The sequence below is a fragment of the Ruegeria sp. HKCCA0370 genome (assembly GCF_013033705.1).
GTDB lineage: Bacteria > Pseudomonadota > Alphaproteobacteria > Rhodobacterales > Rhodobacteraceae > Ruegeria.
This window is the reverse complement of sequence record NZ_WQEP01000004.1, coordinates 90,109-116,072: the sequence shown is the minus strand read 5'-3', so window position 1 is coordinate 116,072 and position 25,964 is coordinate 90,109. Positions and strand designations below refer to the sequence as shown.

25 protein-coding genes are annotated in these 25,964 nt (G+C 56.9%); 17 read left to right on the top strand and 8 right to left on the bottom strand.

The features are described 5' to 3' along the window. Positions 1-126: 126 nt before the first annotated feature. Positions 127-975, top strand: a complete 849-nt coding sequence (bhcR, locus tag GOW31_RS10815) for an HTH-type transcriptional regulator BhcR (protein ID WP_171118060.1) — start codon at positions 127-129, stop codon at positions 973-975. On the opposite strand, the gene GOW31_RS10810 is transcribed toward bhcR, so the two are convergent. The 5 genes from GOW31_RS10810 to GOW31_RS10790 form a co-directional block, all read right to left on the bottom strand. Continuing rightward, positions 953-1,825 carry a bifunctional allantoicase/(S)-ureidoglycine aminohydrolase gene (locus GOW31_RS10810; protein WP_171169964.1) on the bottom strand — a complete coding sequence of 291 codons (873 nt, stop codon included), beginning with the start codon at positions 1,823-1,825 and terminating at the stop codon, positions 953-955. The genes bhcR and GOW31_RS10810 overlap by 23 nt on opposite strands. A gap of 181 nt (positions 1,826-2,006) precedes the next feature. After that, positions 2,007-3,140: an N-acetylglucosamine-6-phosphate deacetylase gene (gene nagA / locus GOW31_RS10805; protein ID WP_171169962.1), complete on the bottom strand. Its 1,134-nt coding sequence runs from the start codon at positions 3,138-3,140 to the stop codon at positions 2,007-2,009. After that, a complete protein-coding gene (locus GOW31_RS10800; protein WP_171169959.1) occupies positions 3,137-4,165 on the bottom strand; it encodes an SIS domain-containing protein in 1,029 nt (342 codons plus the stop codon). The genes nagA and GOW31_RS10800 overlap by 4 nt, the downstream gene beginning before the upstream one ends. A gap of 12 nt (positions 4,166-4,177) precedes the next feature. Further along, positions 4,178-4,933 carry a GntR family transcriptional regulator gene (locus GOW31_RS10795; protein ID WP_171169957.1) on the bottom strand — a complete coding sequence of 252 codons (756 nt, stop codon included), beginning with the start codon at positions 4,931-4,933 and terminating at the stop codon, positions 4,178-4,180. Next, the gene (locus tag GOW31_RS10790) at positions 4,920-5,807 is read right to left on the bottom strand and encodes a BadF/BadG/BcrA/BcrD ATPase family protein (RefSeq protein ID WP_171169955.1); all 888 of its coding nucleotides are present in this window, start codon (positions 5,805-5,807) and stop codon (positions 4,920-4,922) included. The genes GOW31_RS10795 and GOW31_RS10790 overlap by 14 nt, the downstream gene beginning before the upstream one ends. A gap of 158 nt (positions 5,808-5,965) precedes the next feature. On the opposite strand from GOW31_RS10790, the gene GOW31_RS10785 reads away from it, so the two are divergent. The 6 genes from GOW31_RS10785 to GOW31_RS10760 all read left to right on the top strand — a co-directional run bounded on the left by GOW31_RS10785 (position 5,966) and on the right by GOW31_RS10760 (position 11,987). Next, complete coding sequence (locus GOW31_RS10785) at positions 5,966-6,889, top strand: N-acetylmuramic acid 6-phosphate etherase (protein ID WP_171169953.1); 924 nt, start codon at positions 5,966-5,968, stop codon at positions 6,887-6,889. Continuing rightward, entirely contained in the window at positions 6,886-8,136 is a 1,251-nt protein-coding gene (locus tag GOW31_RS10780) for an ABC transporter substrate-binding protein (RefSeq protein ID WP_171169951.1), read from the top strand. The genes GOW31_RS10785 and GOW31_RS10780 overlap by 4 nt, the downstream gene beginning before the upstream one ends. A 63-nt stretch (positions 8,137-8,199) precedes the next feature. Continuing rightward, positions 8,200-9,114 carry a carbohydrate ABC transporter permease gene (locus GOW31_RS10775; RefSeq protein ID WP_171169949.1) on the top strand — a complete coding sequence of 305 codons (915 nt, stop codon included), beginning with the start codon at positions 8,200-8,202 and terminating at the stop codon, positions 9,112-9,114. A 10-nt stretch (positions 9,115-9,124) separates the two neighbouring features. Beyond that, positions 9,125-9,964 carry a carbohydrate ABC transporter permease gene (locus GOW31_RS10770; protein ID WP_171169947.1) on the top strand — a complete coding sequence of 280 codons (840 nt, stop codon included), beginning with the start codon at positions 9,125-9,127 and terminating at the stop codon, positions 9,962-9,964. Further along, a complete protein-coding gene (locus GOW31_RS10765; protein WP_171169945.1) occupies positions 9,961-10,995 on the top strand; it encodes a Gfo/Idh/MocA family protein in 1,035 nt (344 codons plus the stop codon). Before GOW31_RS10770 ends, GOW31_RS10765 begins: the two co-directional genes overlap by 4 nt. Then, a complete protein-coding gene (locus GOW31_RS10760) occupies positions 10,992-11,987 on the top strand; it encodes an ABC transporter ATP-binding protein (protein WP_171169942.1) in 996 nt (331 codons plus the stop codon). The genes GOW31_RS10765 and GOW31_RS10760 overlap by 4 nt, the downstream gene beginning before the upstream one ends. A 58-nt stretch (positions 11,988-12,045) precedes the next feature. Here GOW31_RS10760 and GOW31_RS10755 read toward each other — a convergent pair whose 3' ends face one another. Then, positions 12,046-14,277 (bottom strand): CHASE2 domain-containing protein, encoded by a 2,232-nt coding sequence (locus GOW31_RS10755; RefSeq protein WP_254441691.1) that lies wholly within the window; start codon positions 14,275-14,277, stop codon positions 12,046-12,048. Between the two features lie 57 nt (positions 14,278-14,334). Beyond that, positions 14,335-15,162 carry a FecR domain-containing protein gene (locus tag GOW31_RS10750; RefSeq protein ID WP_253282476.1) on the bottom strand — a complete coding sequence of 276 codons (828 nt, stop codon included), beginning with the start codon at positions 15,160-15,162 and terminating at the stop codon, positions 14,335-14,337. Between the two features lie 653 nt (positions 15,163-15,815). Between GOW31_RS10750 and GOW31_RS10745 the strand changes: the two genes are divergently transcribed. From GOW31_RS10745 to GOW31_RS10710, 8 genes are all read left to right on the top strand, one after another. Then, positions 15,816-16,244, top strand: coding sequence for a hypothetical protein (locus GOW31_RS10745; protein WP_152460518.1), 429 nt, complete (start codon positions 15,816-15,818; stop codon positions 16,242-16,244). Further along, positions 16,241-16,906 carry a MotA/TolQ/ExbB proton channel family protein gene (locus GOW31_RS10740; protein WP_171169941.1) on the top strand — a complete coding sequence of 222 codons (666 nt, stop codon included), beginning with the start codon at positions 16,241-16,243 and terminating at the stop codon, positions 16,904-16,906. The genes GOW31_RS10745 and GOW31_RS10740 overlap by 4 nt, the downstream gene beginning before the upstream one ends. Before the next feature lie 31 nt (positions 16,907-16,937). Continuing rightward, positions 16,938-17,264, top strand: coding sequence for a biopolymer transporter ExbD (locus GOW31_RS10735; RefSeq protein WP_171118035.1), 327 nt, complete (start codon positions 16,938-16,940; stop codon positions 17,262-17,264). Between the two features lie 4 nt (positions 17,265-17,268). Continuing rightward, entirely contained in the window at positions 17,269-17,646 is a 378-nt protein-coding gene (locus tag GOW31_RS10730; protein ID WP_171118033.1) for a biopolymer transporter ExbD, read from the top strand. Further along, on the top strand, positions 17,643-18,791 hold the full coding sequence (locus tag GOW31_RS10725; protein WP_171169939.1) for an energy transducer TonB: 1,149 nt from the start codon (positions 17,643-17,645) through the stop codon (positions 18,789-18,791). Before GOW31_RS10730 ends, GOW31_RS10725 begins: the two co-directional genes overlap by 4 nt. Positions 18,792-19,025: 234 nt before the next feature. Continuing rightward, the gene (locus tag GOW31_RS10720) at positions 19,026-20,912 is read left to right on the top strand and encodes a DUF3604 domain-containing protein (protein ID WP_254441690.1); all 1,887 of its coding nucleotides are present in this window, start codon (positions 19,026-19,028) and stop codon (positions 20,910-20,912) included. A 157-nt stretch (positions 20,913-21,069) separates the two neighbouring features. Next, the gene (locus tag GOW31_RS10715) at positions 21,070-21,900 is read left to right on the top strand and encodes a peptidyl-prolyl cis-trans isomerase (protein ID WP_171169934.1); all 831 of its coding nucleotides are present in this window, start codon (positions 21,070-21,072) and stop codon (positions 21,898-21,900) included. Continuing rightward, positions 21,897-22,886, top strand: a complete 990-nt coding sequence (locus GOW31_RS10710; protein ID WP_171169932.1) for a HupE/UreJ family protein — start codon at positions 21,897-21,899, stop codon at positions 22,884-22,886. The genes GOW31_RS10715 and GOW31_RS10710 overlap by 4 nt, the downstream gene beginning before the upstream one ends. A 162-nt stretch (positions 22,887-23,048) precedes the next feature. Here the strand turns inward: GOW31_RS10710 and GOW31_RS10705 are convergent, their stop codons facing one another. Continuing rightward, on the bottom strand, positions 23,049-23,963 hold the full coding sequence (locus GOW31_RS10705; protein ID WP_171169930.1) for a helix-turn-helix domain-containing protein: 915 nt from the start codon (positions 23,961-23,963) through the stop codon (positions 23,049-23,051). A 90-nt stretch (positions 23,964-24,053) separates the two neighbouring features. Between GOW31_RS10705 and GOW31_RS10700 the strand changes: the two genes are divergently transcribed. Both GOW31_RS10700 and GOW31_RS10695 read left to right on the top strand, forming a co-directional pair. Further along, a complete protein-coding gene (locus GOW31_RS10700) occupies positions 24,054-24,275 on the top strand; it encodes a hypothetical protein (protein ID WP_171118020.1) in 222 nt (73 codons plus the stop codon). Positions 24,276-24,279: 4 nt separating this feature from the next. Continuing rightward, positions 24,280-25,944 carry a sulfatase-like hydrolase/transferase gene (locus tag GOW31_RS10695; protein WP_171169928.1) on the top strand — a complete coding sequence of 555 codons (1,665 nt, stop codon included), beginning with the start codon at positions 24,280-24,282 and terminating at the stop codon, positions 25,942-25,944. Positions 25,945-25,964 lie beyond the last annotated feature (20 nt).

Genomic DNA, 25,964 nt, shown 5'->3' with positions numbered 1-25,964 from the left:
GCTCTGCCCGATATATTTTTGAAAAAGACTTTCGAAACACCACGTTTTGAATTTAATTTATAATTGTCAGTGTCTTATATTTTTCATATGATGAATTAGTCTTTCACGAATGATCAAAGGGTTTTTATGGATTCTCAAGACAATACTCGCGAAGTCCGCAGAAAAGCCCGTGGAAGACCACGGGGATGGGACGACAAGACAGCGCAAAACACGATCAAATCTCTCGACCGTGCGATGGAAGTTTTTGAGTATTTGAGTGAAGCGCAGGGCAAGGCGTTAACCGCGCTGTCCGACGAAATGGGCCAGTCGCCCGCCACGGTTTACCGAATTCTCGTTACGCTTGAGGGCAGGGGACTTGTCGAGTTCGATCATGACGAGCAGGTCTGGCACATCGGTCCTCGCGCGTTCGTAATCGGCTCGCGCTTCCTGCGTCGCACCAGCCTTGTGGACCGGGCCCGACCCGTGATGCGAAAGCTGATGGAGGCCACCGGCGAGACCGCAAACCTTGGGGTCGAGAAAGAAGGAATGGTGTTGTTCCTGAGCCAGGTGGAAACCCATGCCAGCATCCGGGCGTTTTTCCCTCCGGGCACGCTGTCTCCGATGCACGCATCGGGCATCGGGAAAGCTTTGTTGGCATATATGGATGAAGATCGGCTGGACCGGCTGTTGGCCAAGACGGAACTGCGGGCCTTCACGGACCGGTCGATTACCAGCCCGGCCGCGCTGAAAGAAGATCTTGCCATGGTCAGGGCACAGGGCTTCTCGATAGACAACGAAGAAAAAAATATGGGTATGCGATGTATCGCTGCGCCGGTCTTCGACATCAACCGAGAGGCTGTAGCCGGGATTTCGGTATCCGGACCGACAAGCCGCGTCAGCGAAGCCGAAATCGCACGCCTAAGCCGCCCCGTCATCGAGGCGGCGCGTCAGTTAACTCTGGCCATCGGCGGGACTATTTCTGCGCCGCTGTCCTGAGACGCCGGTGCTGCGGATAAGCTGCTGGCCCCGGCCGCAATGCCATATGACGGTTCACGTCTTTGTACAGCAGGTAACGGAACTTACCCGGCCCGCCTGCATAGCAGGCCTGCGGGCAGAACGCGCGCAACCACATGTAATCGCCGGCCTCGACCTCTACCCAATCATTGTTCAGCCTGTAGACGGCCTTTCCCTCAAGAACATACAGACCATGTTCCATCACATGTGTTTCAAGGAAAGGAATGACGGCGCCGGGCTCGAAAGTCACCACGGTCACGTGCATATCGTGCCGCAGGTCACTTGGATCGACAAAGCGCGTCGTGGCCCATTTGCCGTCGGTTCCGGGCATCGGCGTCGGCGTGATCTCATTTTCGTTGAGAACCAGAACGTCCGGGCGGTCAAGCCCTTCCACCGCTTCATAAGCCTTTCGAATCCAATGGAAGCGCAGGGTCTCACCGCCTCGGTTTCGTAAGGTCCAGTTGCATTCAGCAGGCAGGTAGGCATAGCCGCCGGGCGTCAGCTCATGGGTCGTGCCGTCGGCCGTCAAGGTCGCTGTGCCTTCGACCACGAACAATACGCCTTCGGCTTCGGGGTCGGTCTCGGGCCGGTCAGAGCCACCGCCGGGCTGAACCTCCATGATGTATTGCGAAAAGGTTTCAGCAAAGCCGCTTAGCGGGCGTGATATCACCCATAAGCGGGTGTCGTCCCAAAACGGCAGAAAACTGGTCACGATATCCCGCATCGTTCCCTTTGGGATCACTGCATAAGCGTCAGTAAATACGGCGCGGTCAGTCAGCAATTGCTCCTGACCAGGGTGCCCACCGTGTGGAGAATAATACTTGGCGGTCATGCATGCTCCTGAAAAATGTCATATGCCTGAAATATGCGCCGAAGGATCGGTGTGGGCCACCCGCAAAAAGTTGACAGCTCTATTCGTGAAGATTTGAAAAATCAGAATTCGGCCGCCAACAAACGCATGCAGCATTGGCATCGCGCGCGCTGCGCAGCCGGTCGGATCAACGAGGATTGGGTCAGGGTTGCACCGGTCTGACCCCGGACAGATCCGGGGCAATCCGTATCATCTGCGACAGGTCAGGTTTCAGTCCTGTGCTTTTACCGGAAATCATCCCAAGCGGAACGCTTGTCGCTGCGGCGAGTGCATCCTGAACGGGGATCTCTGCTTGTTCCGTCAGAACCCGCACCGCCTTTGTCAGGCACAAGTCTGCCCCGGCCAGAGTGCCATCCTCCAAAGTCAGCCTGCCGTTTTCCCGCCGGATGCGGCGTCCTTCCAACTGAAACTTGCTCAGTGACGTTCCGGCGACTGCCATCGCATCGCTGACAAGGAAAATCCGCCCTGGTCCGCGTTTGGCGGCCCAGGCAATCCGCATCGTATCGGGATGAACGTGGATGCCATCCGCGATCAAGCCCGCCGATAACGACCCGCAGGATAGAGCCGCGCCGACCAGTCCCGGTTCACGGCTGCCAAGCTGGCTCATTGCATTGAACAGATGCGTTGCGCACTGCGCCCCGGCCCTTGAAAACGCCAGGCAGGTTTCAAAAGGCGCGTCCGTATGCCCCAGAGAAACGATGACCCCCGCGCGCTTCAATGCTTCAACCTGTTGCAGAGTTGTGCTTTCGGGCGCCAGCGTGACCATCAATGCAGGCAGGTGTTTTGCAGCGTCGATCAGAATCTCCAGATCGGTTTGCTGCATCGGGCGGATCAGGGCGGCATCATGTGCACCCTTGCGTCGCACAGACAGGTGCGGACCTTCCAGATGCAGGCCCGCAATGCCCGAAACACCCGTCTGAACGGCCTTGATGGCGGCATCAATCGCGGCCCGGGTTTTCTCGGCCGTGTCCGTGATCAGGGTTGGCAGGATGCGAGTGGCACCCAGCGCGCGATGAGCGCTGGCGATTTGGGTCAGCGTGTGAACCGATGGATCGTCGTTGAACATCACGCCCCCGCCGCCGTTGACCTGCAAGTCCGCATAGCCGGGGCTGAGGATGTCGCCATGCAGATCCTCGATCTGGTCATCCTGTGTGATCTGGGCCTCAGGTAGCAACGCATCCAGCACGCCGTTTCTGAACCGTGCGGCGTGTCCTTCACGCAATTCAGTGCCATCGAAGATCGGGCCGCCCGCAAAAGTAACAGTAGAGCTGGTCATACCGTTTCCGTCACTTTTTTCAGATGGCGTGGTGTGTCCGGGTCGATCCCGCGTTGTGTGGCCACCTTTTCCACCATTCCATAAAACGCAGCGATTGTCGGTATCGGGTCCGTCATCCAATGCGACGTCCGGACATGGGGCAGTTCTGTGGCGTGTTTCACACGGCCGGTTGTGGCGAAAACCACAGCGCCTTTGGACGCCAGTGCGTCCGCAACTTCGGCCAGATTGTCCTCTGCTGCATCCCCGGACGACAGGGCAAGCACGGGAAAGCCCTGATCCACGATGGAAACCGGGCCGTGCAGAACCTCGGCCGCCGAATAGCTTTCTGCGTGGATCTGGCAGGTTTCCTTGAATTTCAACGCGGCTTCGTTGGAGATTGCCAAAGACAGGCCCCGACCCAAGGTAAACAAAGACCGACCGTCCACCGCGTCCGCCCCGGCGCTCCAGTCGCAGGCGATTGCGGTCGACAAACTGTCCGGCAGCCCATGGATTGCGCGTAGCAGGTGATCATCGCGCTTCACCTGCGCAATCAGCCACAGCCCGGCGACCAGAGACGTCACGAATGTCTTTGTCGCCGCCACGCTCAGTTCGGGGCCCGCGTGAATGGGCAGTGTTGCCGCAGCCGCCTCGGCCAGGGCAGAGGCAGGGTTGTTCGTGATCGCGACCGAGTAAGCCCCGCCGGATGTGAGCGACTGCGTGAGCTGCACGATATCCGGGCTCTGACCGGATTGTGAGACTGAGATGCAGATTGCATCCTCGCAACGCATGTCGACCCCGTAGATGGATTTCACCGACGGTCCGACCGAAGCCATCGGCAAACCAAGCAACAGTTCCGAGGCGTATTTCAGAAAACTGCACGCATGATCCGAGGATCCGCGCGCCACCGAGATCAGGAACCGCGGGTCGCGGGCCCGGATCTCGTCGGCGGTTTGCGCGATCAAATCTGCACCTTCGGTCAGAAGGCGGTCTACGGCGTCGGGAATCTCATCGATCTCGCGCCGCATCTGAGTGGTTGTGTCAGGCATTTTCCCAGGCTTTCAATTTGACAGGCGCAGCTCGGCCACAAAGTCATAGGCGTCACCGCGGTAGATCGAGCGGGTCAATTCAGCGACCCGCCCGCTTTGCAGATATGAAGTGCGTTGAATCCGAAGCCCGGCCGTACCTTCCGCAACATCCAGAAGCTCTGCCTCGGGCGGTTCGAGGTTGATGGCCGAGATTTTCTGGATCGCGCGCACCGGTCGCAGACCAGATTGTTCAAGAACAGAGTAAAGCGACCCCGTCACTTCGGTGGGGTTCGGCAGGATATCGAGCGGAAGGGCCGCTTTTTCCAACGCCATCGGGCGTCCTCCTGCCTCTCGCAGGCGGTAGATACGCGCGACCTGTTCATTTGCCGACAAGCCCAATGCCATCATTTCTTCCGGGGATGGCAGGAAAATCCCGCGCTCCAGCCATGTCGAGGTCGTCTTGAGCCCGCGCCGCTCCATGTCTTCGGTGAACGATGTCAGATGGGACAGCGATTGTTCAACCTTCGCTACGGGTTCGCGAACAAAGGACCCAGACCCCTGCCGTTGCTCGATTGCACCTTTGCGCACCAGTTCATGAATGGCCTTGCGCACGGTCACACGGGACAGGTCGGTGATCTCGGCGATTTCTCTTTCAGGGGGCAGCGAGCTGTTGGGAGGCAGGATGCCGTCCTTGATCCCTTGTTCAAGGCGTTGACGGAGCTGTACATAGCGCGGGCCCGAGCTGTGCCCCAACCATCCTTCGGGCCGCAGGAAATCAGCTATGTTCATGTTCGATTTCCTCCAGATACGCCTGTGCCAATGCAAGTGCGCCGGACAGTGGATCGCCTGCGGGCTCGACCAGAGCAGATTGCATGTCCGCGGGCAGGTACGGCGCGTAAAGAGGGCCAATTCCGCCGGTCAGACAAACGGGCAGGTCAACATTCCAGCCCATTTTCTTCATCACCTCGATCAGATAGCCCGCACCGTCCTGCAGGATGGATCTGGCCAAGTCGTCCCCGCGATTGGAAAGCTCGGTCACAAGCGGGGCAAGGGCGCCAAAGTCCGATGGCGTCATGTCAGCGGCGGCCCGTACAATTCCTGCGGCATCGCCAAATCGAGACAGCAGATCCTGCGCCAATGCCGAAGGGCCGGTCGTGCCGTCCGTTTGCTCCAGCGTCTTCGCCAGCGCCCGTTTGCCAACCCATTGCGCGGAAGCCTGATCGCCCAGAACAGGGCCCCATCCGCCGGCAAATTTCATCGTGCCACCCCTTTGCATTGCGACAAAAGAACCGGTACCGCAATGTGCGACAAACCCGTCCCTGGCCCCCAATGCGCCGCGCAAAGCTGCTGCGCGATCATCTTCGATCCGGACGTACCGAAATGGCAATGCCGTCGCAAGTTTCCGGGCAATCGCGTCACCTGTTATCCCGGCCAGGCCCAGATAGGCGGGCGCTTGCGCAAGTTCCTCGGGCGAACGGCCCGTCTGAACGGCCAGAGCTTCCAGACCGCGCCGCAGCTCGATGCAGGCGGCCTCGAAATCCGTGGACACGTTTGCCGCGCCGACTTCGACCCTGTGTGTCTTGCCATCAACAAAAGCGGCGACGCGGCAGCGCGTTCCACCTCCGTCGGCGGCCAGGAGCATGGGTTTTGATGACTTTACCATATACAGACCTTTATAATACCTTTTGCGTGTTTTGAAGTCCTAATTGTGACCAAAGCGGCGAATTTCATGCTATTTTGGCCAAAATTATAGAAAAAAATAAATGGTAGACTAATGGTATTTAAAAGGTATGATATCGAGAGTTCTTGGGGGAGAATCACTTGATTACGCCTGCAACAGAGCAATTGCATCAGGATGCGCATGGGCTTGATACCCGTCCGCTGGCCGAAGTGGCCGGCCTGCTGGCGCGGTCGCAGGTGTCAGCGGCAACGGCAGTGCTTGATGCGCTTGGTCCGATTTGTAGCGGGGCGACCGCCATGGCCCAGACGATCCGGTCGGGCAGCAAGCTTCGGTATCTTGCGGCGGGGTCTTCCGGCCTCATGGCGGCCTCGGACGCGCTGGAGCTTGGCGGAACCTTTTCCATCCCGTCGCAGCAGATCCGCATTCATATGGCGGGTGGAATGCCGACCACGGCAGACATGCCGGGGGATGTAGAGGACGCTGTTGATGGGCTGGCGCAAGAGGTGTCGGATATGGTTGCCAACGATACGCTCATCGCGGTCTCGGCCAGCGGCACCACACCTTATACCGTCGCTGCCGCAAAACTGGCGCGCGACCGGGGGACGCCCGTGATCGGGATTGCAAACAACGCGGGCTCGCAATTGTTGCAATTGGCGGACCATGCGGTTCTGCTTGCGACCCCTCCGGAATTGATCTCTGGCTCAACCCGGATGGGGGCGGGCACTGCGCAGAAAATAGCCCTCAACACGTTGTCGACGCTGATGGCCATCGAGCTTGGGCATATTCAGGACGGCATGATGATCAATCTGCGGGCGGACAATGACAAACTGCGCGCACGCGCCAACGGAATCGTGTGCCAGCTTACCGGCGTATCACCTGAACGTGCTGATGATGCCCTGAGGGCCGCGAATGGGAACCTGAAATGCGCGGCACTTGTCGCCGCAGGTGCCGTATCGGCAGAGGATGCACAAAAGCGACTGGCTGAAACGAATGGCCGTCTGCGTCATGCGATGAACCGGCTGAATGAAGATAACGAACATAGCAACCTGGGAGAAACCAAATGAAACGCAAAGTTCTGAGCCTGGCTCTGATGAGCACGGCGCTGGTCACAAGCGCCTATGCGCAAGACGCCACGCTGACGATCGAAAGCTGGCGCAACGATGATCTCGCTCTCTGGCAGGAAAAGATCATCCCTGCATTCGAGGCGGCCAATCCAGGTATCAAAGTTGTTTTCTCGCCTTCGGCCCCGGCGGAGTACAACGCGGTTCTGAACTCCAAACTGGAAGCCGGATCCGCCGGTGATCTGATCACCTGCCGCCCGTTCGATGCTTCTCTGGCGCTGTACGAAGCGGGCCATCTGACCGACCTGTCCGATCTGGATGCGATGGACAATTTCTCGGACGTAGCCAAATCGGCGTGGCAGACTGACGATGGGTCGGCCAGTTTTTGTGTTCCGATGGCATCGGTGATCCACGGTTTCATCTACAACAAGGATGCGTTCAACGAACTGGGTCTGGAGGTTCCGACCACCGAGGCAGAATTCTTTGAAGTGTTGGACAAGATCAAGGAAGACGGCACCTATATTCCGATGGCAATGGGCACCAATGACCAGTGGGAAGCCGCAACGATGGGCTATAACAATATCGGCCCGAACTACTGGAAAGGTGAAGAAGGCCGTCTGGCATTGATCCGGGGCGAGCAGAAACTGACCGACCCTCAGTGGGTCGCGCCCTTTGCCACTTTGGCGAAATGGGCCGATTATCTGGGTGACGGATATGAGGCGCAGACCTATCCCGACAGCCAGAACCTGTTCACTTTGGGCCGCGCTGCAATTTACCCGGCGGGCAGCTGGGAGATTGCAGGTTTCAACACGCAGGCAGATTTTGAGATGGGCGCCTTCAAGCCGCCGGTCCAAAATGCCAGTGACACCTGCTATATCTCCGACCATACAGATATCGGCATCGGTCTGAACGCTGCCAGTGAAAACCAGGAGGCTGCCCGCACGTTCCTGGCCTGGGTCGCAAGCCCGGAATTCGCCAGTATCTTCGGCAATGCGGTTCCCGGTTTCTTCCCTTTGTCCAATACTCCGGTTGAACTGGAAGATCCCCTTGCCAAGGAAATCGTCGGATGGCGGGATGAGTGCGAGAGCACCATCCGTTCGACCTATCAGATCCTGTCACGTGGCACGCCAAACCTCGAAAACGAGACCTGGGGTGCATCCGTTGCAGCCATCAAGGGCACCGAAAGCCCCGAGGCATTGGGCAAGAAACTGCAAGACGGGCTGGCCAGCTGGTACGCACCGCATCAGTAAGACCTGAACCACTCTCACCGGACGCGGCCCGTCGCGTCCGGCACCTTTTCCCCGGAGATCCCCATGCAGACCCGCCGCATACGCTGGCACATCGCCGTTTTTCTTGCACCTGCGGTGCTGGTTTACACGGCGGTGATGATCCTGCCCTTGTTCAACACGCTCCGCCTTGCGCTGTTTACCGAAGTCGATCAGGCGCGTGTGTATGTGGGGTTGGAGAATTTCCGAACCTTGTTTCTTGATCCGCTCTGGTCCGCGCAATTCTGGAATGCGCTGGGCAACAACTTCTGGTTCTTCCTGATCCACATGCTGGTGCAGAACCCCATCGGAATCGCTCTGGCCGCGATCCTGTCACACCCGAGGCTGCGCTTTGCCGCACTGTACCGGTCGGCCATTTTCATTCCGACGATCCTGAGCTTCGTGATCGTGGGTTTTGCCTGGAAACTGATCCTGTCTCCGCTTTGGGGGATTGCGCCCTCGATGTTGGACGCGGTTGGCTTGAAATCCCTGTTCGCGCCTTGGCTGGGCAAGGAAGAATACGCGCTGACAACTCTGGCGCTTGTCTCGGTCTGGCAATTTGTCGGCATCCCGATGATGCTGATCTATGCGGCCCTTCTGTCGATCCCCGAAGAAATTCTTGAAGCCGGAGAGATCGACGGGATCACAGGAGCTTCGGCTTTCTGGAAAATAAAACTGCCGCTGATCCTGCCCTCGATCGGGATCATCTCGATCCTCACATTCGTGGGCAATTTCAACGCGTTTGACCTGATCTATGTCTCTCAGGGCGCGCTGGCGGGGCCGGATTTTTCGACCGACATCCTGGGCACTTTCATGTACCGCACGTTCTTTGGCTTCCAGCTGCAACTGGGTGATCCGTATATGGGGTCCGCCATTGCCGGCGCCATGTTCGCCATCATCCTTGTGGGTGTTTGCATTTACCTTTTCGGCATCCAGACCCGGATGCGCCGGTATCAGCTGTGAGGGCTCTGCAATGAACAAGGCACGCTCGAATCCACTGAACACCGTCGCAATGCATGGTGCGCTGATCCTTTACACTCTGATCGCCCTGTTTCCGGTTTTCGTGATCATCATCAACAGCTTCAAAACGCGCCGTGCCATCTTTCGCGAGCCGCTTGCCTTGCCTGATGCCGAAAGCTTTTCCTTGATCGGCTACCAGACCGTGATGAAGCAGGGGGATTTCTTTCTCTACTTTCAGAACTCGCTGATCGTCACCGTGGTATCACTGGCCTTTATCCTGCTGTTCGGCGCCATGGCCGCCTTTGCCCTCAGCGAATACCGGTTCAAGGGCAACATGTTGATGGGGCTTTATCTGGCGCTTGGGATCATGATTCCGATCCGCATCGGCACCGTGGCGATCCTGGAGATGATGGTCGCCACAGGGCTTGTGAACACGCTTTGGGCCCTGATCTTCGTCTACACGGCACAGGGTTTGCCGCTGGCGGTGTTCATCCTGTCCGAGTTCATGCGCCAGGTCAGTGAGGACCTGAAGAATGCGGGGCGCATCGATGGGCTTTCGGAATACACGATCTTTTTCCGGTTAGTGCTGCCTCTGGTCCGGCCTGCCATGGCAACCGTCGCCGTGTTCAACATGATCCCGATCTGGAACGATCTCTGGTTCCCCTTGATCCTGGCACCCGCTGAAGAGACCAAAACCCTGACGTTGGGCAGCCAGGTCTTCATCGGCCAGTTTGTGACCGACTGGAACGCGGTTCTGTCCGCGCTCAGCATGGCAATCCTGCCGGTTCTGGTGCTCTACGTCATCTTCTCGCGCCAGCTGATCCGCGGTATCACCTCAGGGGCTGTCAAATGACCCGGGTACTGATCGCTGGTCTTGGCAACATGGGCCTGAGCCATGCCTTGGCCCATCATCGCCACCCCGACGCACGGATCGTGGGGCTGGTCAACCGCACAGGTCACGTAGACCATCCCGACCTGTCAGGCTATCCGGTCTATTCGGATTTTCAGGCTGCACTGGCCGAGACAAACCCCGATCTGGTGGTCATCGCAACCTATTCCGACAGCCACGCAGACTTTGCCTGCTCCGCAATGGAAGCAGGTGCGCATGTCTTTGTTGAAAAACCACTGGCCACGACCGTTGCGGACGCCAGACGCGTGGTCGCAAAAGCAGTGGAAACCGGCCGGAAACTGGTGATCGGATATATTCTGCGGCACCACCCGTCATGGATGCGACTGATCTCGGAGGCGCGTGATCTCGGCGGGCCGTATGTCTTCCGTCTGAACTTGAACCAGCAAAGCAGCGGGGCCGAATGGGAAACCCACAAGGCCTTGATGCAGACGACATCGCCTATCGTCGATTGCGGCGTGCATTACGTCGATGTGATGTGCCAGATCACCGATTCCGATCCCGTCCGCGTGCATGGCATGGGCCTGCGGCTTAGCGATGAGATTGCCGAAGACATGTATAACTACGGCCAGTTTCAGGTGATCTTCCAAGACGGCTCGGTCGGCTGGTACGAGGCCGGCTGGGGCCCGATGATGTCCGAGACCGCCTTTTTCGTGAAAGATATCGTGTCACCCAATGGATCGGTTTCAATCACGGATGGCAACAAGGGCGCATCCGCGGATATCGACGGCCACACCAAGGTTGGCGGCCTTCTGGTCCACCGCCCTGATGGCGACCGGATAATCGAGATGCCGGATGAGCCCGGCCATCAGCAACTCTGCGATGCCGAGCAAGCCTATATGCTGCGCGCCATGGCCGAAGATATCGATCTGACCCGCCACATGAACGATGCCGTGCAATCGCTGGCCATCTGCCTGGCCGCTGATGAAAGCATCCGTACCGGCCAACCCATATCGCTGAAAGAGGCACGCACATGACCGCCCTGACGCTGCAAAACGTGAACAAATCCTTCGGCACCGTCGAGGTCTTAAAGGATATCAACATCGACGTTGACGAGGGTGAATTCGTCGTCTTCGTCGGCCCCTCGGGCTGTGGCAAATCCACCCTTCTGCGTGTCATCGCGGGGCTCGAGGATGTGACGTCGGGCGAAGTGCGCATCGGCGGAGAGCTCATGAATCTCACCCCGCCTTCGAAACGCGGTATCGCGATGGTGTTCCAGAGTTACGCTCTCTATCCCCATTTGAACGTGCGCAAGAACATGTCATTGGCGCTGAAACAGGAGGGCCAGAGCAGGCAGGTCATCGACGAGCGTGTCGAAAGGGCAAGCAAGATGCTGAACCTTGAACCTTACCTTGACCGGTATCCTTCCGAACTGTCCGGTGGTCAGCGCCAGCGCGTCGCCATCGGTCGTGCCATCGTCCGGGAACCAAAGCTGTTTCTGTTCGACGAACCGCTGTCCAATCTCGATGCGGCCCTGCGTATGAATACACGGTTGGAAATTGCGAACCTGCACCGGCAGCTTGACGCTTCGATGATCTACGTGACCCATGACCAGACCGAGGCAATGACTCTTGCCGATAAAATCGTCGTTCTGCGCGACGGGCGTGTGGAACAGGTCGGCAGCCCGATGGAGCTTTACAACAATCCCGCCAACCAGTTCGTGGCCGGTTTTCTTGGGGCGCCGTCGATGAATTTCTTTCCTGCCAGCATGATCGGCGAAAGCGCAGACATTACAACGGGTATCCGGCCGGAAGACCTGTTTTTGTCTGACGACGGTCCGGTGGTCGCAAACGTCACCCATGTCGAGCATTTGGGCGGTGACACCAACGTGATTGCCATGATGCAGGATCACCAGATCACCGCGCGCCTGTTCGGGCAGCATCAGGTTGAAGCCGGTCAGAGCATCCGATTTGGGTATTCCCCAGGCAGGGTCTATCGCTTCGACGCCCAGGGTGCGCGTCTCGCGTGACACGCACTGACGCAGGGCTTTGGGGGCCGTAGTCAGCCGACTTTCCATGCAGCGCCGCCTAAACACCACCGGCAATTCTGGTGTTTCGGGTGAACATGACAGGCCCGGATGATGAGACCGCGCGAAAATCGGCCGCGCGACCTGCCAAAGCGCGATAGAACTGGCGCAATCCGGGTTCGATTTCTAAGGCAAGTTCTTCGCAATGCTGACACATGCGCAGGATGTCGCCCTGCGGTTTTCGGGTTCTCAATGCTGCGATCAACTTACCGTGCCGTGCAACGAGTTCCTGGAACGCGTCCGTCTTTCGCAAAGCTGAATCTCCAACCAGAACAAAAACGGGCTCTGGGTTGGCTTTGCCTTTCAGGTCAACATGGCCTGCCTGCAAAAACGCCAGGTCATCGCGCCCGGCTTGATACACCGCGTCAGAGACGACAATGTCATACTCGACCGTTCGACAACATTGTTCGATCCGTGCCGAAACATTCACGACATCTCCGATAACCGTATAGTTGAACCGTTTTTGCGATCCGATGTTGCCGACGCAGGCCTGTCCCGTGGCGATTCCGGTTGCCAGCGCTATCGGCTTTCGGTTCCGCATGATCTCGGATGCATTGAACTGTGCCAGGGCACGCCGCATCCTGAGCGCGGCAAGCCCTGCGCGGCATGGATGGTCCGCAACAGGTAAAGGCGCGTTCCAGAAGGCCATGATGGCGTCACCGATGAACTTGTCGATCGTACCACGCTCATGCAGGATCTGATCTCCAAGCTTGGAAAACAGCGCGTTCAGCAAGGATACAAGTTCCGTTGCCGACGCGGACTCGGACAGAGCGGTAAATCCCCGGATATCCGAAAACATCACGGTGATTGCCTGACTTTCTCCGCCCAATTGCAGCTGGTGGCCCGAATTCTCCATTTCATCAAGGATTTCCGGGGCCACGTAATGCGAAAAGACTTTTCGAATCTGGCGCTTTTCACGCTCGGTCGAAACAAAAAGATACCCCGCCAGCAGACCAAAATTTGCGATGCCTCCAATCAGGGGGAAGGTGGCATCGAACAGGATGGATTGGTTTTGAAAAACCAGCCAGCTGATGGCAAGAACGGCTGCGGCGGCTATGCCACCGGCGATGAAGGATGCGATGGCGCCAAAGCTGGACATGACCGCAATCACCACAAGCCCCAGAAACGCAAAGGCAAGCAGTTCCTGTGCTGCGGTCACGTCAGACCGGCTGAGCATATCACCGGTCAGAATCTGTTCGATCATCTGGGCATGAATAGAAACACCGGGGACGCTTTCGCCAAGCGCCGTCTGGTGAATATCGAACAAACCGGCAGCTGAGGTTCCGATCAGGATTATTCTTCCTTCAATTTCGGATCGCAGCCCGTGGTCTTCAGTACCTTCCAGGACATCCTTGGCTGAAATGTAAAGGTCGGGGCTGTCCCGCCGGTACTTCAGCCAAAGTTCGCCATTCTCGGTTGTCGGTAAACGGTATCCGGCGATTTCGACGGCCAGCATGATGCCAGCCTCTTCAGGCGCGCCTTCCACGAAAATGCTGGTCTCACCCAGGGCGACCCTGAGGGCCTCGACGGCAAGGCTTGGCAGCGGACCGTCCGGACCGTTCCAAAGAACCGGCGCCCGTCTTACGATGCCGGTTCCTCCGATGGGCGAGACATTGACCCCGCCGACACCCGCCGCCGCCCGATCCAATGGTGGCGCGATCGGCGTCCAATGCGGAACCGAGATCAGCCCCTCGGTGGGGCTTTCCCCGAATTCAATGATTCCGGCCTTGGCCGCAATGGGCTCACCTTTGGCCGACAATCGCGCGGCCACGCCCAGCACCACGGGCCAGTAGGCCATTTCCATCCCAAGCAAGACATCGTTGTCCAGCTTTTCGGCATGGCGTTCCACAGTCAGTACGCCCGCCAGCGATGGATCATTCAGAAGGCGAGACGGCGAATACCGGTCAGGTTCAGCAAACAGCATGTCGAACGCAATCGTCGCGGCGCCGTAGTCACCCAGATTTTGAACCAACTGCGCAACCAAAGTGCGGGGCCAGGGCCATTGTCCAAAGCTGGCAAGCGAGACCTCATCGATATCCACGACGCGCACGGGGAGTTCGGGATTGAACTCCCGCGGGGATAATCTTTGCAAAACGTCGAAATAGATCAGGCGCGTCATTCGAACCGGGTACGGATCCCACGCCCGGATTAAGCAACCCAAAAGGATCAGACCCAGCCCCACGAGGCGGAAGGCCCATCGCCCGTTCCTGGATTTCCGCAGCTTGTCGCTCAAACCATCCTCCAGACAAATGGAACTGGAACTGCGTGTTCAACAGCAATTCCCGAGCAATTACGGATCAGTTTCTTCCCGCTCTGGTTCGTCCCGTTCGGGCTCCTCAGGTTCCGGTTCTTCCCGTTCGGGTTCCTCATGTTCAGGTTCTTCCGGTTCAGGTTCTTCCTGCTCCGGTTCTTCTCTGTCGGGCTCTTCCTGCTCTGGTTCTTCGCGTTCGGGTTCTGCATGGTCCGGTTCTTCTCTTGCCGGTTCATTGTTCGCGGAAGGCGAAGGGCCAGTGACCGTATTCTGCGCTTCGCGTTGCTGAGGAGGGTCCCTACGGGCTTCCGACCGGTCTGTCTCGATGCGCCGTATAGGCGCTCCATCACCTGAGCACCCTTCAACGCGTACCTGCAAAGGGGGCAGCAGCCCTTCCTGGGACTGAACGAATGGAAACCCGCTTTTCAGTGCTTGTTCGTATTGCGCCTGATCGGCAGGCCGTCCTACTCCTCCATCTCCGCTTGTTGCGAACATGCTGCATTGACGCCCCGAAGACCTGCACGCGCCCTGACTGCCGCACATGCGGACCGTACCTTGCAGGACAAGCATCGCGCTTTGTTTTTCCGACACGATCCACATGTCGAAGGTGGTGCCGCGCACGGCCATTGTCGCCGAGGGAGTCCTGATCGAGTAGGCTCTCTTTCGGCTTTTTCCGGAAATAAACCGAAAACTGCCACCCAAAGCCTGAACGGCAAAGCTCTTGGCTTTGCGGTTATTTCGCAACATGGACACATCCAGAACCATGCGTGCGTTGGGGCCAATGGCAATCTTGGTGTCATCCACAAAAACGATTTGGATTACGCCAGTCTGATCAGTGCTGAGCGCGTCGCCGGACGCAACCTCCATTCCTGAATAAACGGGTTGTGCTTTTCCCGCGCGAACAACTTGGGCGCCTTGTTTGACGCTAATAATTTTTCCGATGTTGGCGATGGTCTGCGACGGTATAGCCACGACAACGCAAAGAACCATTACAATCTTTAACAACGACAAACTCGAACCCCTTCCCCCAATGGGCTTTAAAGCACGGAAACCGCGCTGTGCTCGACGCTTGCCTCTTAAAAAACACGTTATTATTATTCATATGCATTAAAAATGTAGACAAATATGCATTATTTTTCGCGCTTTTAGCAAGAATTAAGTGAAAACGACGTTCAAAAACCGCTTTGAGTGATTTTCAGTGAAGACTGGATCGAGCGCAGTTTCACGCTTTTTGTTGCGGCTTAAGCACCTGTTTGGAAAAAGTGCGACTTTTCAAATTAGATCCGACATCAACTTGCTGGTTGTCCAGATGCGCGGAGCAGCTTTGTGCGCAGTTGAAATTCTGATTGCGCACCGTATGTCTTGCCGTGAACGTACGTATATCAACACGCGCTGACGACCCTTTTACTTTGCCACCCTTCGCGGCTCTTTAATGTGACATGTCCCTCGGGTAGAAACGCAGATGGGCAAGCTGACGGTCGCTGCCCGATTGTTCCAGCGCTGCAACACGGAGTCTGTTCATGCTGTTTCGTCGCATTATGGTCGCGGCCATGTTTTCTGGCTGTTTGCTGTCCACAGCGTCTGCACAATCCGATTCCGCTGCACGGCTCTTTGTGGAGCTGAACTCGGCCGAGGATGTCGCCAGCGCGTGCAGGTTGACGTTTCTGGTCAAGAATGAAACCGGGCAGCCGATCGACGGTGCCGTGTTCGAAACCGTCATTTTCGACACCGAAGGTGGTGTGTTGAACCTTTCTCTGTTCGATTTTCGCGATCTGCCCGCCGACCGGCCCCGGGTGCGCCAGTTCGACCTTCCCAACAGAACATGTGACACAGTTGGACAAGCCTTGATCAACGGCGCGAACTCCTGCGTCGTGGATGGTACCGAAAGTGACATATGCGACAGCACCCTCACGCTGAGCAGCAGGGTGGAAATGGAGTTGTTGGGATGAGTCCTATAGCCGCACTTCGTGAGATTTTTGACCTCGGCGGGCCGGTGGTGGCGATATTGATCGCCATGTCGGTTTTGACGCTGGCTGTCACCCTCTACAAACTCTGGCAATTTGCAGCCTGCGGTGTCGGGCGGCACAAGGTGCTGTCTGAAGCTCTGGCAGCCTGGGACGCAGGAGATCACAGTGCCGCGCGCGCAAGGCTGGCGGACAGCAGCAGCTATCTTGCCCCTATTGTGGGCGCGGCGATGAACGCATCTGGTGTTCCGGGGGCCGATGACCGGCTGGATGCCGAAGCGGGTTTGGCGCTTGCCGGGCTGGAACGTGGTTTTCGTTTGCTGGACACCGTGGCGCAGTTGGCGCCTTTGCTGGGTCTTTTTGGTACGGTTCTGGGTATGATCAGTGCATTCCAAAGCTTGCAAACCGCTGGATCATCGGTTGATCCGTCACTTTTGGCCGGCGGGATCTGGGTGGCCCTGATCACCACGGCTGTGGGTCTGGCCGTTGCGATGCCGACGTCGATGGTTTTGTCCTGGCTTGAAAGCCGAACCGCACGCGAGCGTGTTTTTGCGGACAAGGCTTTGCGTACGGTTCTGGTTCCCGGTCATTCCATCCAACGCACAGAGGCGGCGGCACAGGTCCCGGTCGCCCCAGAGCATGCGTAACACTGCGCCTTTTGTGCGGCGGCGCATGTCGATGACACCCCTTATCGACGTGATCTTTCTGCTTTTGCTGTTTTTTATGCTGTCCTCAACGTTTTCGCGGTTCAGCGAGATCGAGTTGAGCAGCGCCGCCACAGGCGGGAATGCCGACGCTACGCCGCCCGAACGCCTTTTCGTGCAACTTGGCCCCACACGTGTTGTCCTGAACGGCCAACCCCTGTCGCTTGAGGAATTGTTCGATCAGGTCCAGGCCGGTCAGGTGCTGGTAAGCCTTGATCCCGGGACAACCGCGCAACGTCTTGTGGACCTGCTTGTCCCTTTGCGCGGGCGCGAAGGTTTGACAGTCAGGGTGTTGGAGTGAGGCAATGATCCGTTACATCCGACCCGGTCGAAATCGCGATTCCACAATTCCGCTGATCAACGTCGTCTTTCTGATCCTGATCTTTTTTCTGATTACGGGTACGATTGCACCGCCATTGGATCCCGATCTGGATCTGGTGAATACTGCGGATATTGACGGTCGCGAGCCGCCGGATGCGCTTGTTCTTCATAGGGACGGGACATTGAGTTTTCGCGGCAATCCGATCGAGGCAGAAGCTTTCATGGTCGCGCATGACTCGGGGCCCGTGCGGATCGTTCCAGACAGGAATGCGTCGGCCTCTCGATTGATGGAGATCACCAGCAGTTTGCGCCGGTTGGGTGCGCCAACCGTTTTTCTGGTGACCGAACAGGCCCTCGAATGATCAGGCGGTCCGTTTTTGTTGCAATCATTGCAATTTCGATTTCCGTACTGGTGCATCTGATCGGCCTGATTGTCACGGTACCAGATTTGTCAGACCCGGCTTCCGGGGAAACCGGTACCGACACGATCGAACTCAGCAACGCGTTCGAAGAGTTGGCCGATACCACGATCGAACCCGTACCGCCTGCGCCGGATGAACCGCCAACCCCTCCGGTGGAACCGCCAACCCAGCCGCAGGAGGCAGAAGTTCCGACAAGTGATGCCCGCGTGGCCTCGCCGAATCCGCAAGAGACGTTCACGCCCGATACGGGGAAATCAACGATAATCCAGCCGAGGGCGCCGGATGAGGTTGTCGTGGACCCTGTAGACCAGAACCTGGAGGACGAAGGCGAAGCCGCCGAAGCTGAAGGCGCTGCGTCGGCAAGGCCCGAAGCGTTGGCCGAAACACCTGAGGTGCCGATTGAAGAGGCGGTTGCTCCGGTTGAGCCTTCTTCTGCCGAAGAACCGGTGTCCGAGGAACAGCAACAGATCGCCGCGTTACCGGTCGAGGTGGCTCCTATTGTTCCGGAAAACACGTCCCCACTTGAACCTGTAATACCAGAAGAAGCGTCGGAACCTCTGGATGACGACGCCGAACTGACCGTACCCGATGTAAGCGTGGACGGATCCGAACAGGCCGTAGCCACGTCATTGCGGCCTCGCCTTCCAGACCGACGCCCGCAACCCACCCTGCGGGGTGCGTTGGATCCGTCAAGTAACTTTGACGCTTTGAGATTTCCAGAACAGACGATTGAATCACCGCTGGCGACGTATCAAAGAGAGGGTGTCGACGCCTTCCGACAAAACCGGGGCGGCACCCGTTCAGGCGGGCGGGGGCCGGGAAATTCGGACACCACGAACTATGCGGGTCAGGTTCTTGTTCATCTGAACAGGGCGCCAATCGTTTACGTTGCCGGTCGTGGCTATGCGCGGGTGTTTTTTCAGATTGACCCGGATGGTTCATTGGCTTGGGTTGATGTCGTCGAAAGCTCTGGCTCGCCGGAAATAGAGCGCGCAGCCAAAGAACAGGTTCGAACCGCCGCACCTTTCCCGCGCCCGCCGGGGGGCGTCAGCCGGAAGCTTTCATTTTACTATCAGATAAGATGATCCGACGGGTCTTGTCAGGTGAACACGATTAGCGATCTCCCTAAGGGCTTTCGCCGAATTCCCTGATTGCGCGGGTTTGCAGCTCTCAGATTAAAAACCCCTTTGGCCAATAGAATGTGATATAAGAAAATGGGAATATAATAATGGCGCGATGAAATTCGCCCTCACAGCTAAGTATTCCTGAACTGGGAGGTCACTTTGTTTCGGAAATCTGCTTGCATAATCTCACTCGTATTGGTCCCTGCTGTTGTTGGTGCCGACGCCGTACCCAGCGAAGATGCTGCCGAGGGATTGTTTTCTGATCAGCCCTATTCCCCTTACGCCCAACGCACATTTCCTGAACGCCCATTATGGGGAGACACTCACCTTCACACCGGGCTTTCGCTGGATGCGGGTGCTTTCGGGAACACCTTGCTGCCGGATGAGGCGTGGCGTTTCGCCAAGGGTGAGCAGGTCATTTCTTCAACAGGTCAGCCTGTAAGACTGTCACGACCATTGGATTGGATGGTTCTCACGGATCACACGGACCTGATGGGGTTCGCGCCGGATTTGCAGGCTGGCAAGCCGGGCGTTCTTTCTGATCCCAAAGGACTGGAGTGGTACGAGGGGTACAAGGCCGGCGGGGAAGAAGCCGGTAAAGCGGCTTTCGACATCATCACCAATTTTTCGCAAATGACACTGCCGGAAATCCTGCTGGAATCCTACAGCCCCGGTGCCGATGCGTTTGCCTTTACCTGGGAAAGCATCGTTCTGGCGGCAGAGCGGCACAATGACCCCGGCACCTTTACCGCTTTCATCGGTTTTGAATGGACCTCGGTACCGAAAGGGTTCAACTTGCACCGCAATGTCATGCTGCGCGATGGGCCGATCAGGGCGCTTCAAATGGTGCCGCCGGTCACGCAACCGCCCTACGGTGATACGGATCCAAAGGCGCTTTATGCCTGGCTTGAAGAGTATCAGGAAAAAACGGGGGGGCGTGCAGTTGCCTTTGCCCATAACGGGAACCTGTCGAATGGGTGGATGTTCCCAACCGAAGACACGTATCACGGCGGCAAGGTTGACGAGGAATATGTCGCGGCCCGCGCAAAATGGGAGCCCCATTACGAAGTCACCCAGATAAAGGGCGACGGTGAAGCGCATCCTTTCCTGAGCCCGGATGACGAATTTGCCGATTACGAGAACTGGGACGTCGGCAATCTGGACATAACCGAGTTGAAAACCGATGACATGCTGGCCGGAGAATACGCCCGAGAGGCATTGAAACGCGGCTTGATGCTGGAAGAAAAGTTTGGTGTGAACCCCTATAAATTCGGCATGGGGGGTGCGACGGACAGCCATACCTCTCTGGCCACGGCCGAAGAAGATAACTTCTTTGGAAAATCCGTCAGCGTCGAACCCTCAGCCTCGCGTATCAAGCATCCGTTCATAGCCAATGACCTTGGTGAAATTCCCGGCGATTTGCTTGTCGCCTCCGGATACACGGCCGTCTGGGCTACCGAGAATACACGCGCGGCGATCTTTGACGCGTTCAAGCGCCGCGAAACCTATGCAACGACGGGGCCAAGGATTGGTCTGCGGTTCTTTGGCGGATGGGATTTCAGTGAAGCAGATGTTGAAACCCGTTTCTTGGCCAATGTTGGTTATACCAAAGGGGTGCCAATGGGTTCGGACCTGCGCCCGCGCGAGGGTGAGGCTGCGCCAAGCTTCCTGATCGCCGCTCTGCGCGACTCGGTTGGTGCCAATCTGGACCGTGTTCAAGTGATAAAGGGATGGCTCGATTCTGAAGGTGCCTTGCAGGAGAAGGTCTACGACGTCGCATGGTCGGATAACCGCGAGGTCGATCAAAACGGCAAAGTCCCTGCGGTTGGAAACACGGTGGACGTGGGGACTGCCAGCTGGACCAACACAATCGGAACGGCCGAACTTGTCACCGTATGGTCAGACCCGGATTTCGATCCGAATGCGCGTGCGTTTTACTACGTCCGCGCCATCGAAATTCCAACGCCGCGTTGGATCCTGTACGACAAGTTGAGATACGGTATCGAATTGCCCGAGGATGCAGTGCTTACGCATCAGGAACGCGCCTATTCGTCCCCGATCTGGTACACCCCGGCAGAGTGATCCGTTCTGCGATTGGAACACAAGCCGAGTCAATGACCTTACCTCGGTGCGTCCTCCGCGTTACTGTAACACGCGGAGGGCATCGTCACGCAAAACCCGACCCGATGACGCCAACATTTGAACAAACAATCTGGCCACGTTTCACGCAGGAGGCTTGATGCGAGTACTGAAAGAACCTTTGCTCCATTTTTTTTTGATTGGGGCGGCAATTTTTGTTTGGTTCCATATTGTAGCACCGGAAAGCGAGAGCGTTGAAGATTTTGAGAAAATAACACTCGACGAGAATGACGTTGCGCTTTTGTCCGCTCGTTTCGAAGCGCAGTGGAAACGCCCTCCAAGCGATGCGGAACTGAAGGCTTTGGTCGACGCATCCATTCGTGAAGAGGTTCTGGTCCGGGAGGCTAGACAACTTGGTCTGGATCGCGGAGATCCCTTGATAAGGACCCGGCTGAGCCAAAAAATGGATTATCTGACCGAAGCCATTGCCACTTCCATCGTTCCGAATGACGAAGATCTGGAGGTTTTTCTTCAGGAAAACGCGGAACGCTATGCAACGCCTGTCATGGTGGCCTTTAATCAGGTCTTTCTTGGAGAGGAGCCCGGAGAGGCCGAAATCGAGAAAGCCCTGGCCAGCCTGCGCGCCAAGCAGGACATTTCCGATCTGGGCGGTTCGACCTTGCTGCCGGCGTCAATGCCTTTGTCCGCGACGCGGGTTGTCGAGTCGGTCTTTGGAGGAGGGTTTTCGAAAAGCATCACAGAGGTCGAAACAGGTCAGTGGACGGGTCCGATCCGGTCAGGTTACGGTATCCACCTTGTCGAGGTCGTTGCTGTCGAGCCCAGCCGAACACCGCCACTTGCTGAAATTCACAATACGGTGCTGCGGGACTGGCGCCGCGCGATGAGTGAAGATCTGGCGCAAGCGCAATATCAGTCTTTGGCCGAAAAATACGAGATTGTGGCCCCCGATCTTTCTGGCTCGGCCAAATGAGAACCTTGATCTGCTTCCTGTTTGCGCTGCTGTTTGTGTGGCCTGCAAATTTCGCTGCTGCGCACGCGCTTGATCCTGGATATCTGGAAATTCGTCAAATTGCCTCTGACACCTGGAGCGTTCATTGGCGAAAGCCCGACGTGAATGGCCAACCGATGGCGATTGACGCAATTTTGCCAGATGGCTGCACTCCGGCGCGTGGCCCGGATCCCATTTCCGACGGTCGAGGGTGGGTTTCGTCCTGGGTCGTCGAATGCCAGGCGGGTATCGCGGGCCAACCCATTGCCATTGAGGGCCTTGAGACTCAGAGAAACGACGTGCTGGCGCGTATGCATCCCGTTGATGCTCAACCTACTACGCTTCGTTTTACACCGGATATCAATGTCCAAATCATACCTTCTGAACAGTCGACATGGTCAGTGTTTGCCGCATATTCCCGGTTGGGGTTTGAACACATATTGGAAGGTTGGGATCACCTTCTGTTTGTCTTCGCGCTGTTTGTTCTGGTCCGCGATCCATGGAAACTTGTCGGAGCAGTAACAGCGTTCACACTTGCGCATTCAATAACCCTGGCGCTGGCAACGATGGGCGTTTTGAATGTTCCCGGACCACCGGTCGAGGCCGTTATCGCACTGTCCATCGTTTTTCTAGCGGTGGAGATCGTCAAAGGTGGCGAAGGACGGTTCCGGCTTTCAAAACAGAAACCCTGGATCGTTTGCTTCGGGTTCGGGTTTTTGCACGGCCTTGGTTTTGCAGGGGCATTGGCTGATATCGGGTTGCCCCCTGACGATATTCCCGCGGCATTGCTGGCCTTCAACCTCGGTGTCGAAGCCGGGCAGCTGAGTTTTATTGCTGCCTTGGCACTTCTGATGGCGACCTGGCGGCTGATCGCGCGTCCGGTTGGCAAACATGCCACGGTCTTGACCGCGTATGGGATCGGCTCAGTGTCAATGTACTGGCTGATAGAACGCATAAGCGGTTTTTGAACCGCGGCGAAGTCGCGAGAGTTGAGCAAGATTTTGTGGATCATGACGGCGCATGTGCCTGAAATAGAATGCGGCCCGAGCCTGACCTGCTGAGCTTTTGCGCGGTTTCGGATTTGCTTCGATAAAAGGCCATGGTCATAAACAGCACAAAGCCAAGTGTTTTCAATCGACAGTGGCCGATGGCAATTCGCCGAAACACTTTTTGTAATCTTGTGAGAACTGCCCGATATGCCAAAAGCCATATCGGTTTGCGGCGTCAGAAATTGACAGATCTTTGCCTTGTTCTGCAAGCAGGCTGCGAACCCTGTTTAGGCGGAGCCTTGTGTAATAGGCCTTTGGGCCGATACCGAATTTTTCGTTGAACGCGCGTTCCAATGTGCGCAATGACACACTGATATCCCCGCAGATCTCGCTGATGGGGACGTTTTCGTCCGGGGTCGCCGTCATCCGATCAATGGCCGCAGCAAGTGCCAGAGCTTTTCGGTTTATCCGCGGTTCCCTGCGATCCGCCCCGCCCCCCAAAGCGATCCGCAGTATCTCTTCGATCAAATGGGTTTCGCCCTGTTCTGACGAATTTGGGTTCGCCAACAAAGTCTGAATGTCGTTCAAAAGCGCAGCCGAGCGATCAGGTGGCGTTGCAGGCAACAAAAATGCCCCGAATTCTGTATCAGAGACTGCGATCCCCAGCTTCTCGCCTATTTTCATCGCATTCTCAGATTCAACGGTCATCGTATATCCGCCGAACCCGCTGTCGCTGATACAGTCGAACTCATCGCCGCTACCGAAGGACAGAAACGGTGGCGTTTCGATGCTGGTACCGTTCCAGTCCGTCAGTCTTGAATGGGTAGGGATGCCAAATGTGATGTGCCCCTTCGGAGACGCGCCGATCTGGTGCACACGCCGCGAGAAACCAAACTTCATAACGGAAATAAGCGGGCCGGATCTGACCTTGAAATCAGCCTGCATTTCGCCGTCTTCGATCTGACGGAAATCCATATCCCATTTGGATATTGCGGCGATCTGGTTCGGATCACTGAAAGTGGCCGCAAAAAACCGGGGTGCTTCGGGCGGGGCCAAGTCTAGTTTTGTCGATTTTTTGATGCGGTGCAAAATATCTCCCCTGTAGTTTGCATGAAAAGCTTAGTCGAAACATAGGAATATGTTCAAATGAAATTGCCCGATCCGCTTGCCGCGCCCAAACGTGGTCGCCCTCCGCTTCCGAAAGCAGAAGTGCGGTCGGAACGGATCGTGACCCTTCTTACACCCTCACAGCGCCACAAACTCACTCGTCTTGCGGATTTAACCGGTCAGACGCTTTCCAGTGTCGCCCACGATCTTATCGCACAGGGTCTGGACCGAGAAGAAAACCCAAGGAAAAAGGAAACCTAAAGAAATGGATCTCAAGTTGTTTTTGCTGGGTTCTCTGGCGATCAGCGCGCCTGCCTACGCGCAGGATGCACCCATTGCGCATGATTCCGAATTCTATATTCTTCAGGCCCAGAACAAGGATGCCTGGGAGCAGGACGATACAGCCGTTGATCAGGCTCTCGCGGCATTTCGAGACGAGAACGGTGGCAACCCCCCGAACATCATCAGTATTCTGGTCGATGACATCGGTTTTGGGGATATGGGTATCCCGGAATTGAACGCGGTACGCGGCATCAGTACCCCAAACATCAACGATTTTTCTGACGAAGCGATGCGCATGGTGCGCATGTATACAGAGCCATCCTGCACCCCGACACGTGTGGCCCAGACGACCGGTCGTCTGCCGGTTCGGATCGGAATGGGTGATACGACCGTCGACATCGCCGGTTTCGGTCTGCCCGGAGAGGAAGTAACGCTTGCTGAGGTATTGAAGGCCGAAGGATATGCAACCTCGCATGTCGGGAAGTGGCACATGGGTGACATTGCCGAGAGCTGGGCAATGAACCAGGGGTTCGACTATGCGCAGCACGCCGTTCATCAACAGGGCCAGTTGACGATTTTCAATGACGATGCAATCCGCGAGCAGGTTTCGGTTGGTATCGCAGATTTTGTCGACGATTACACGATCGACGACTGGTTCCGCCCCGATGCATCGGCCATGGCCACGGTGATCGAAGGAAATGCCGGCGGACCTGTTCGTGAGATCCGAATGGAGCCGGGTGAGCGTTGGAACGCAGCCAAATATGATGAGATGAACCAAGCATTTCAGGACAAAACCCTGAGTGAACTGGAACGCTTGGCCGGCGGTACTGAGCCTTTCTTCCTACAGTATTGGCCGATGATCCCGCTGGACAACACGCGGGCCGGGCGTGACGGACCGGAAAGCGTCAATGGAGGTCTGTACGCCGACAAACTGCAAGAGCTGGACACGTATTTGGGCGAAATCTTCACGCGCATGGACGAGCTTGGCGTGGCGGATAATACGATTGTCGTGTTGATGGGCGACAACGGCCACTTCACCAAGTATTCACCGGCATCTGGTTTTACGCCAATGGTCTTTCGCGGAGGCAAAGGCGATACGACCGAGGGCGGGGTTCGCGTGGACGCTTTCATAAGGTGGCCGGGTCTGATTGAACCAGACAGCATGATCAACAACATTATTCATGTGTCTGATCTTTATACGACGCTGGCTAGATTCGGCGGCGCGGTTCAGCATATTCCCCGAGACCGGTTGATTGATGGCGTGGATCAATCTGCCTCGATCCTGTTTCAAGATGAAAGCAAAGGTCGGCGTGATCACGTGATCATCTATTCGGTGAGTACCCCAAAGGCGGTCGTCAAGGACAAGCTGAAGCTCAACCTGCCCGGGCCGGGTCAAAACGCGATCATTGCAGATTTCTTTGATGTGATGCGCGACACGCACGAAAAGTACCCGGTTTCGACCGAAGTTGGTGCTTGGGGCGGGCAGGAGTTCGTCCGCATTCTGGGACGCCACATGGCGAGAAAAGAGCTGTTCCCCGATACTGGCCCGGCCACAGGAATGCCGTATGAAGGAATCGAAAACCTGCGGCCGGAAACGCAACAGGCAGTCGAGGCTTTCATGGTCAAACGATCTTCGGCGCAACAATGAAACAAGGCCGCGCGCGTCAA

Excerpts from the sequence above, each read along its gene's own strand:
- GOW31_RS10750 (WP_253282476.1), bottom strand. The coding sequence starts at position 15,162 with ATGGAGGTTGCGTCCGGCGACGCGCTCAGCACTGATCAGACTGGCGTA.
- GOW31_RS10730 (WP_171118033.1), top strand. The coding sequence starts at position 17,269 with ATGATCCGTTACATCCGACCCGGTCGAAATCGCGATTCCACAATTCCG.
- nagA (WP_171169962.1), bottom strand. The coding sequence starts at position 3,140 with ATGACCAGCTCTACTGTTACTTTTGCGGGCGGCCCGATCTTCGATGGC.
- GOW31_RS10780 (WP_171169951.1), top strand. The coding sequence starts at position 6,886 with ATGAAACGCAAAGTTCTGAGCCTGGCTCTGATGAGCACGGCGCTGGTC.
- GOW31_RS10735 (WP_171118035.1), top strand. The coding sequence starts at position 16,938 with ATGACACCCCTTATCGACGTGATCTTTCTGCTTTTGCTGTTTTTTATG.
- GOW31_RS10740 (WP_171169941.1), top strand. The coding sequence starts at position 16,241 with ATGAGTCCTATAGCCGCACTTCGTGAGATTTTTGACCTCGGCGGGCCG.
- GOW31_RS10715 (WP_171169934.1), top strand. The coding sequence starts at position 21,070 with ATGCGAGTACTGAAAGAACCTTTGCTCCATTTTTTTTTGATTGGGGCG.
- bhcR (WP_171118060.1), top strand. The coding sequence starts at position 127 with ATGGATTCTCAAGACAATACTCGCGAAGTCCGCAGAAAAGCCCGTGGA.
- GOW31_RS10810 (WP_171169964.1), bottom strand. The coding sequence starts at position 1,825 with ATGACCGCCAAGTATTATTCTCCACACGGTGGGCACCCTGGTCAGGAG.
- GOW31_RS10770 (WP_171169947.1), top strand. The coding sequence starts at position 9,125 with ATGAACAAGGCACGCTCGAATCCACTGAACACCGTCGCAATGCATGGT.
- GOW31_RS10700 (WP_171118020.1), top strand. The coding sequence starts at position 24,054 with ATGAAATTGCCCGATCCGCTTGCCGCGCCCAAACGTGGTCGCCCTCCG.
- GOW31_RS10695 (WP_171169928.1), top strand. The coding sequence starts at position 24,280 with ATGGATCTCAAGTTGTTTTTGCTGGGTTCTCTGGCGATCAGCGCGCCT.
- GOW31_RS10795 (WP_171169957.1), bottom strand. The coding sequence starts at position 4,933 with ATGAACATAGCTGATTTCCTGCGGCCCGAAGGATGGTTGGGGCACAGC.
- GOW31_RS10760 (WP_171169942.1), top strand. The coding sequence starts at position 10,992 with ATGACCGCCCTGACGCTGCAAAACGTGAACAAATCCTTCGGCACCGTC.
- GOW31_RS10710 (WP_171169932.1), top strand. The coding sequence starts at position 21,897 with ATGAGAACCTTGATCTGCTTCCTGTTTGCGCTGCTGTTTGTGTGGCCT.
- GOW31_RS10745 (WP_152460518.1), top strand. The coding sequence starts at position 15,816 with ATGCTGTTTCGTCGCATTATGGTCGCGGCCATGTTTTCTGGCTGTTTG.
- GOW31_RS10725 (WP_171169939.1), top strand. The coding sequence starts at position 17,643 with ATGATCAGGCGGTCCGTTTTTGTTGCAATCATTGCAATTTCGATTTCC.
- GOW31_RS10765 (WP_171169945.1), top strand. The coding sequence starts at position 9,961 with ATGACCCGGGTACTGATCGCTGGTCTTGGCAACATGGGCCTGAGCCAT.
- GOW31_RS10775 (WP_171169949.1), top strand. The coding sequence starts at position 8,200 with ATGCAGACCCGCCGCATACGCTGGCACATCGCCGTTTTTCTTGCACCT.
- GOW31_RS10790 (WP_171169955.1), bottom strand. The coding sequence starts at position 5,807 with ATGGTAAAGTCATCAAAACCCATGCTCCTGGCCGCCGACGGAGGTGGA.
- GOW31_RS10800 (WP_171169959.1), bottom strand. The coding sequence starts at position 4,165 with ATGCCTGACACAACCACTCAGATGCGGCGCGAGATCGATGAGATTCCC.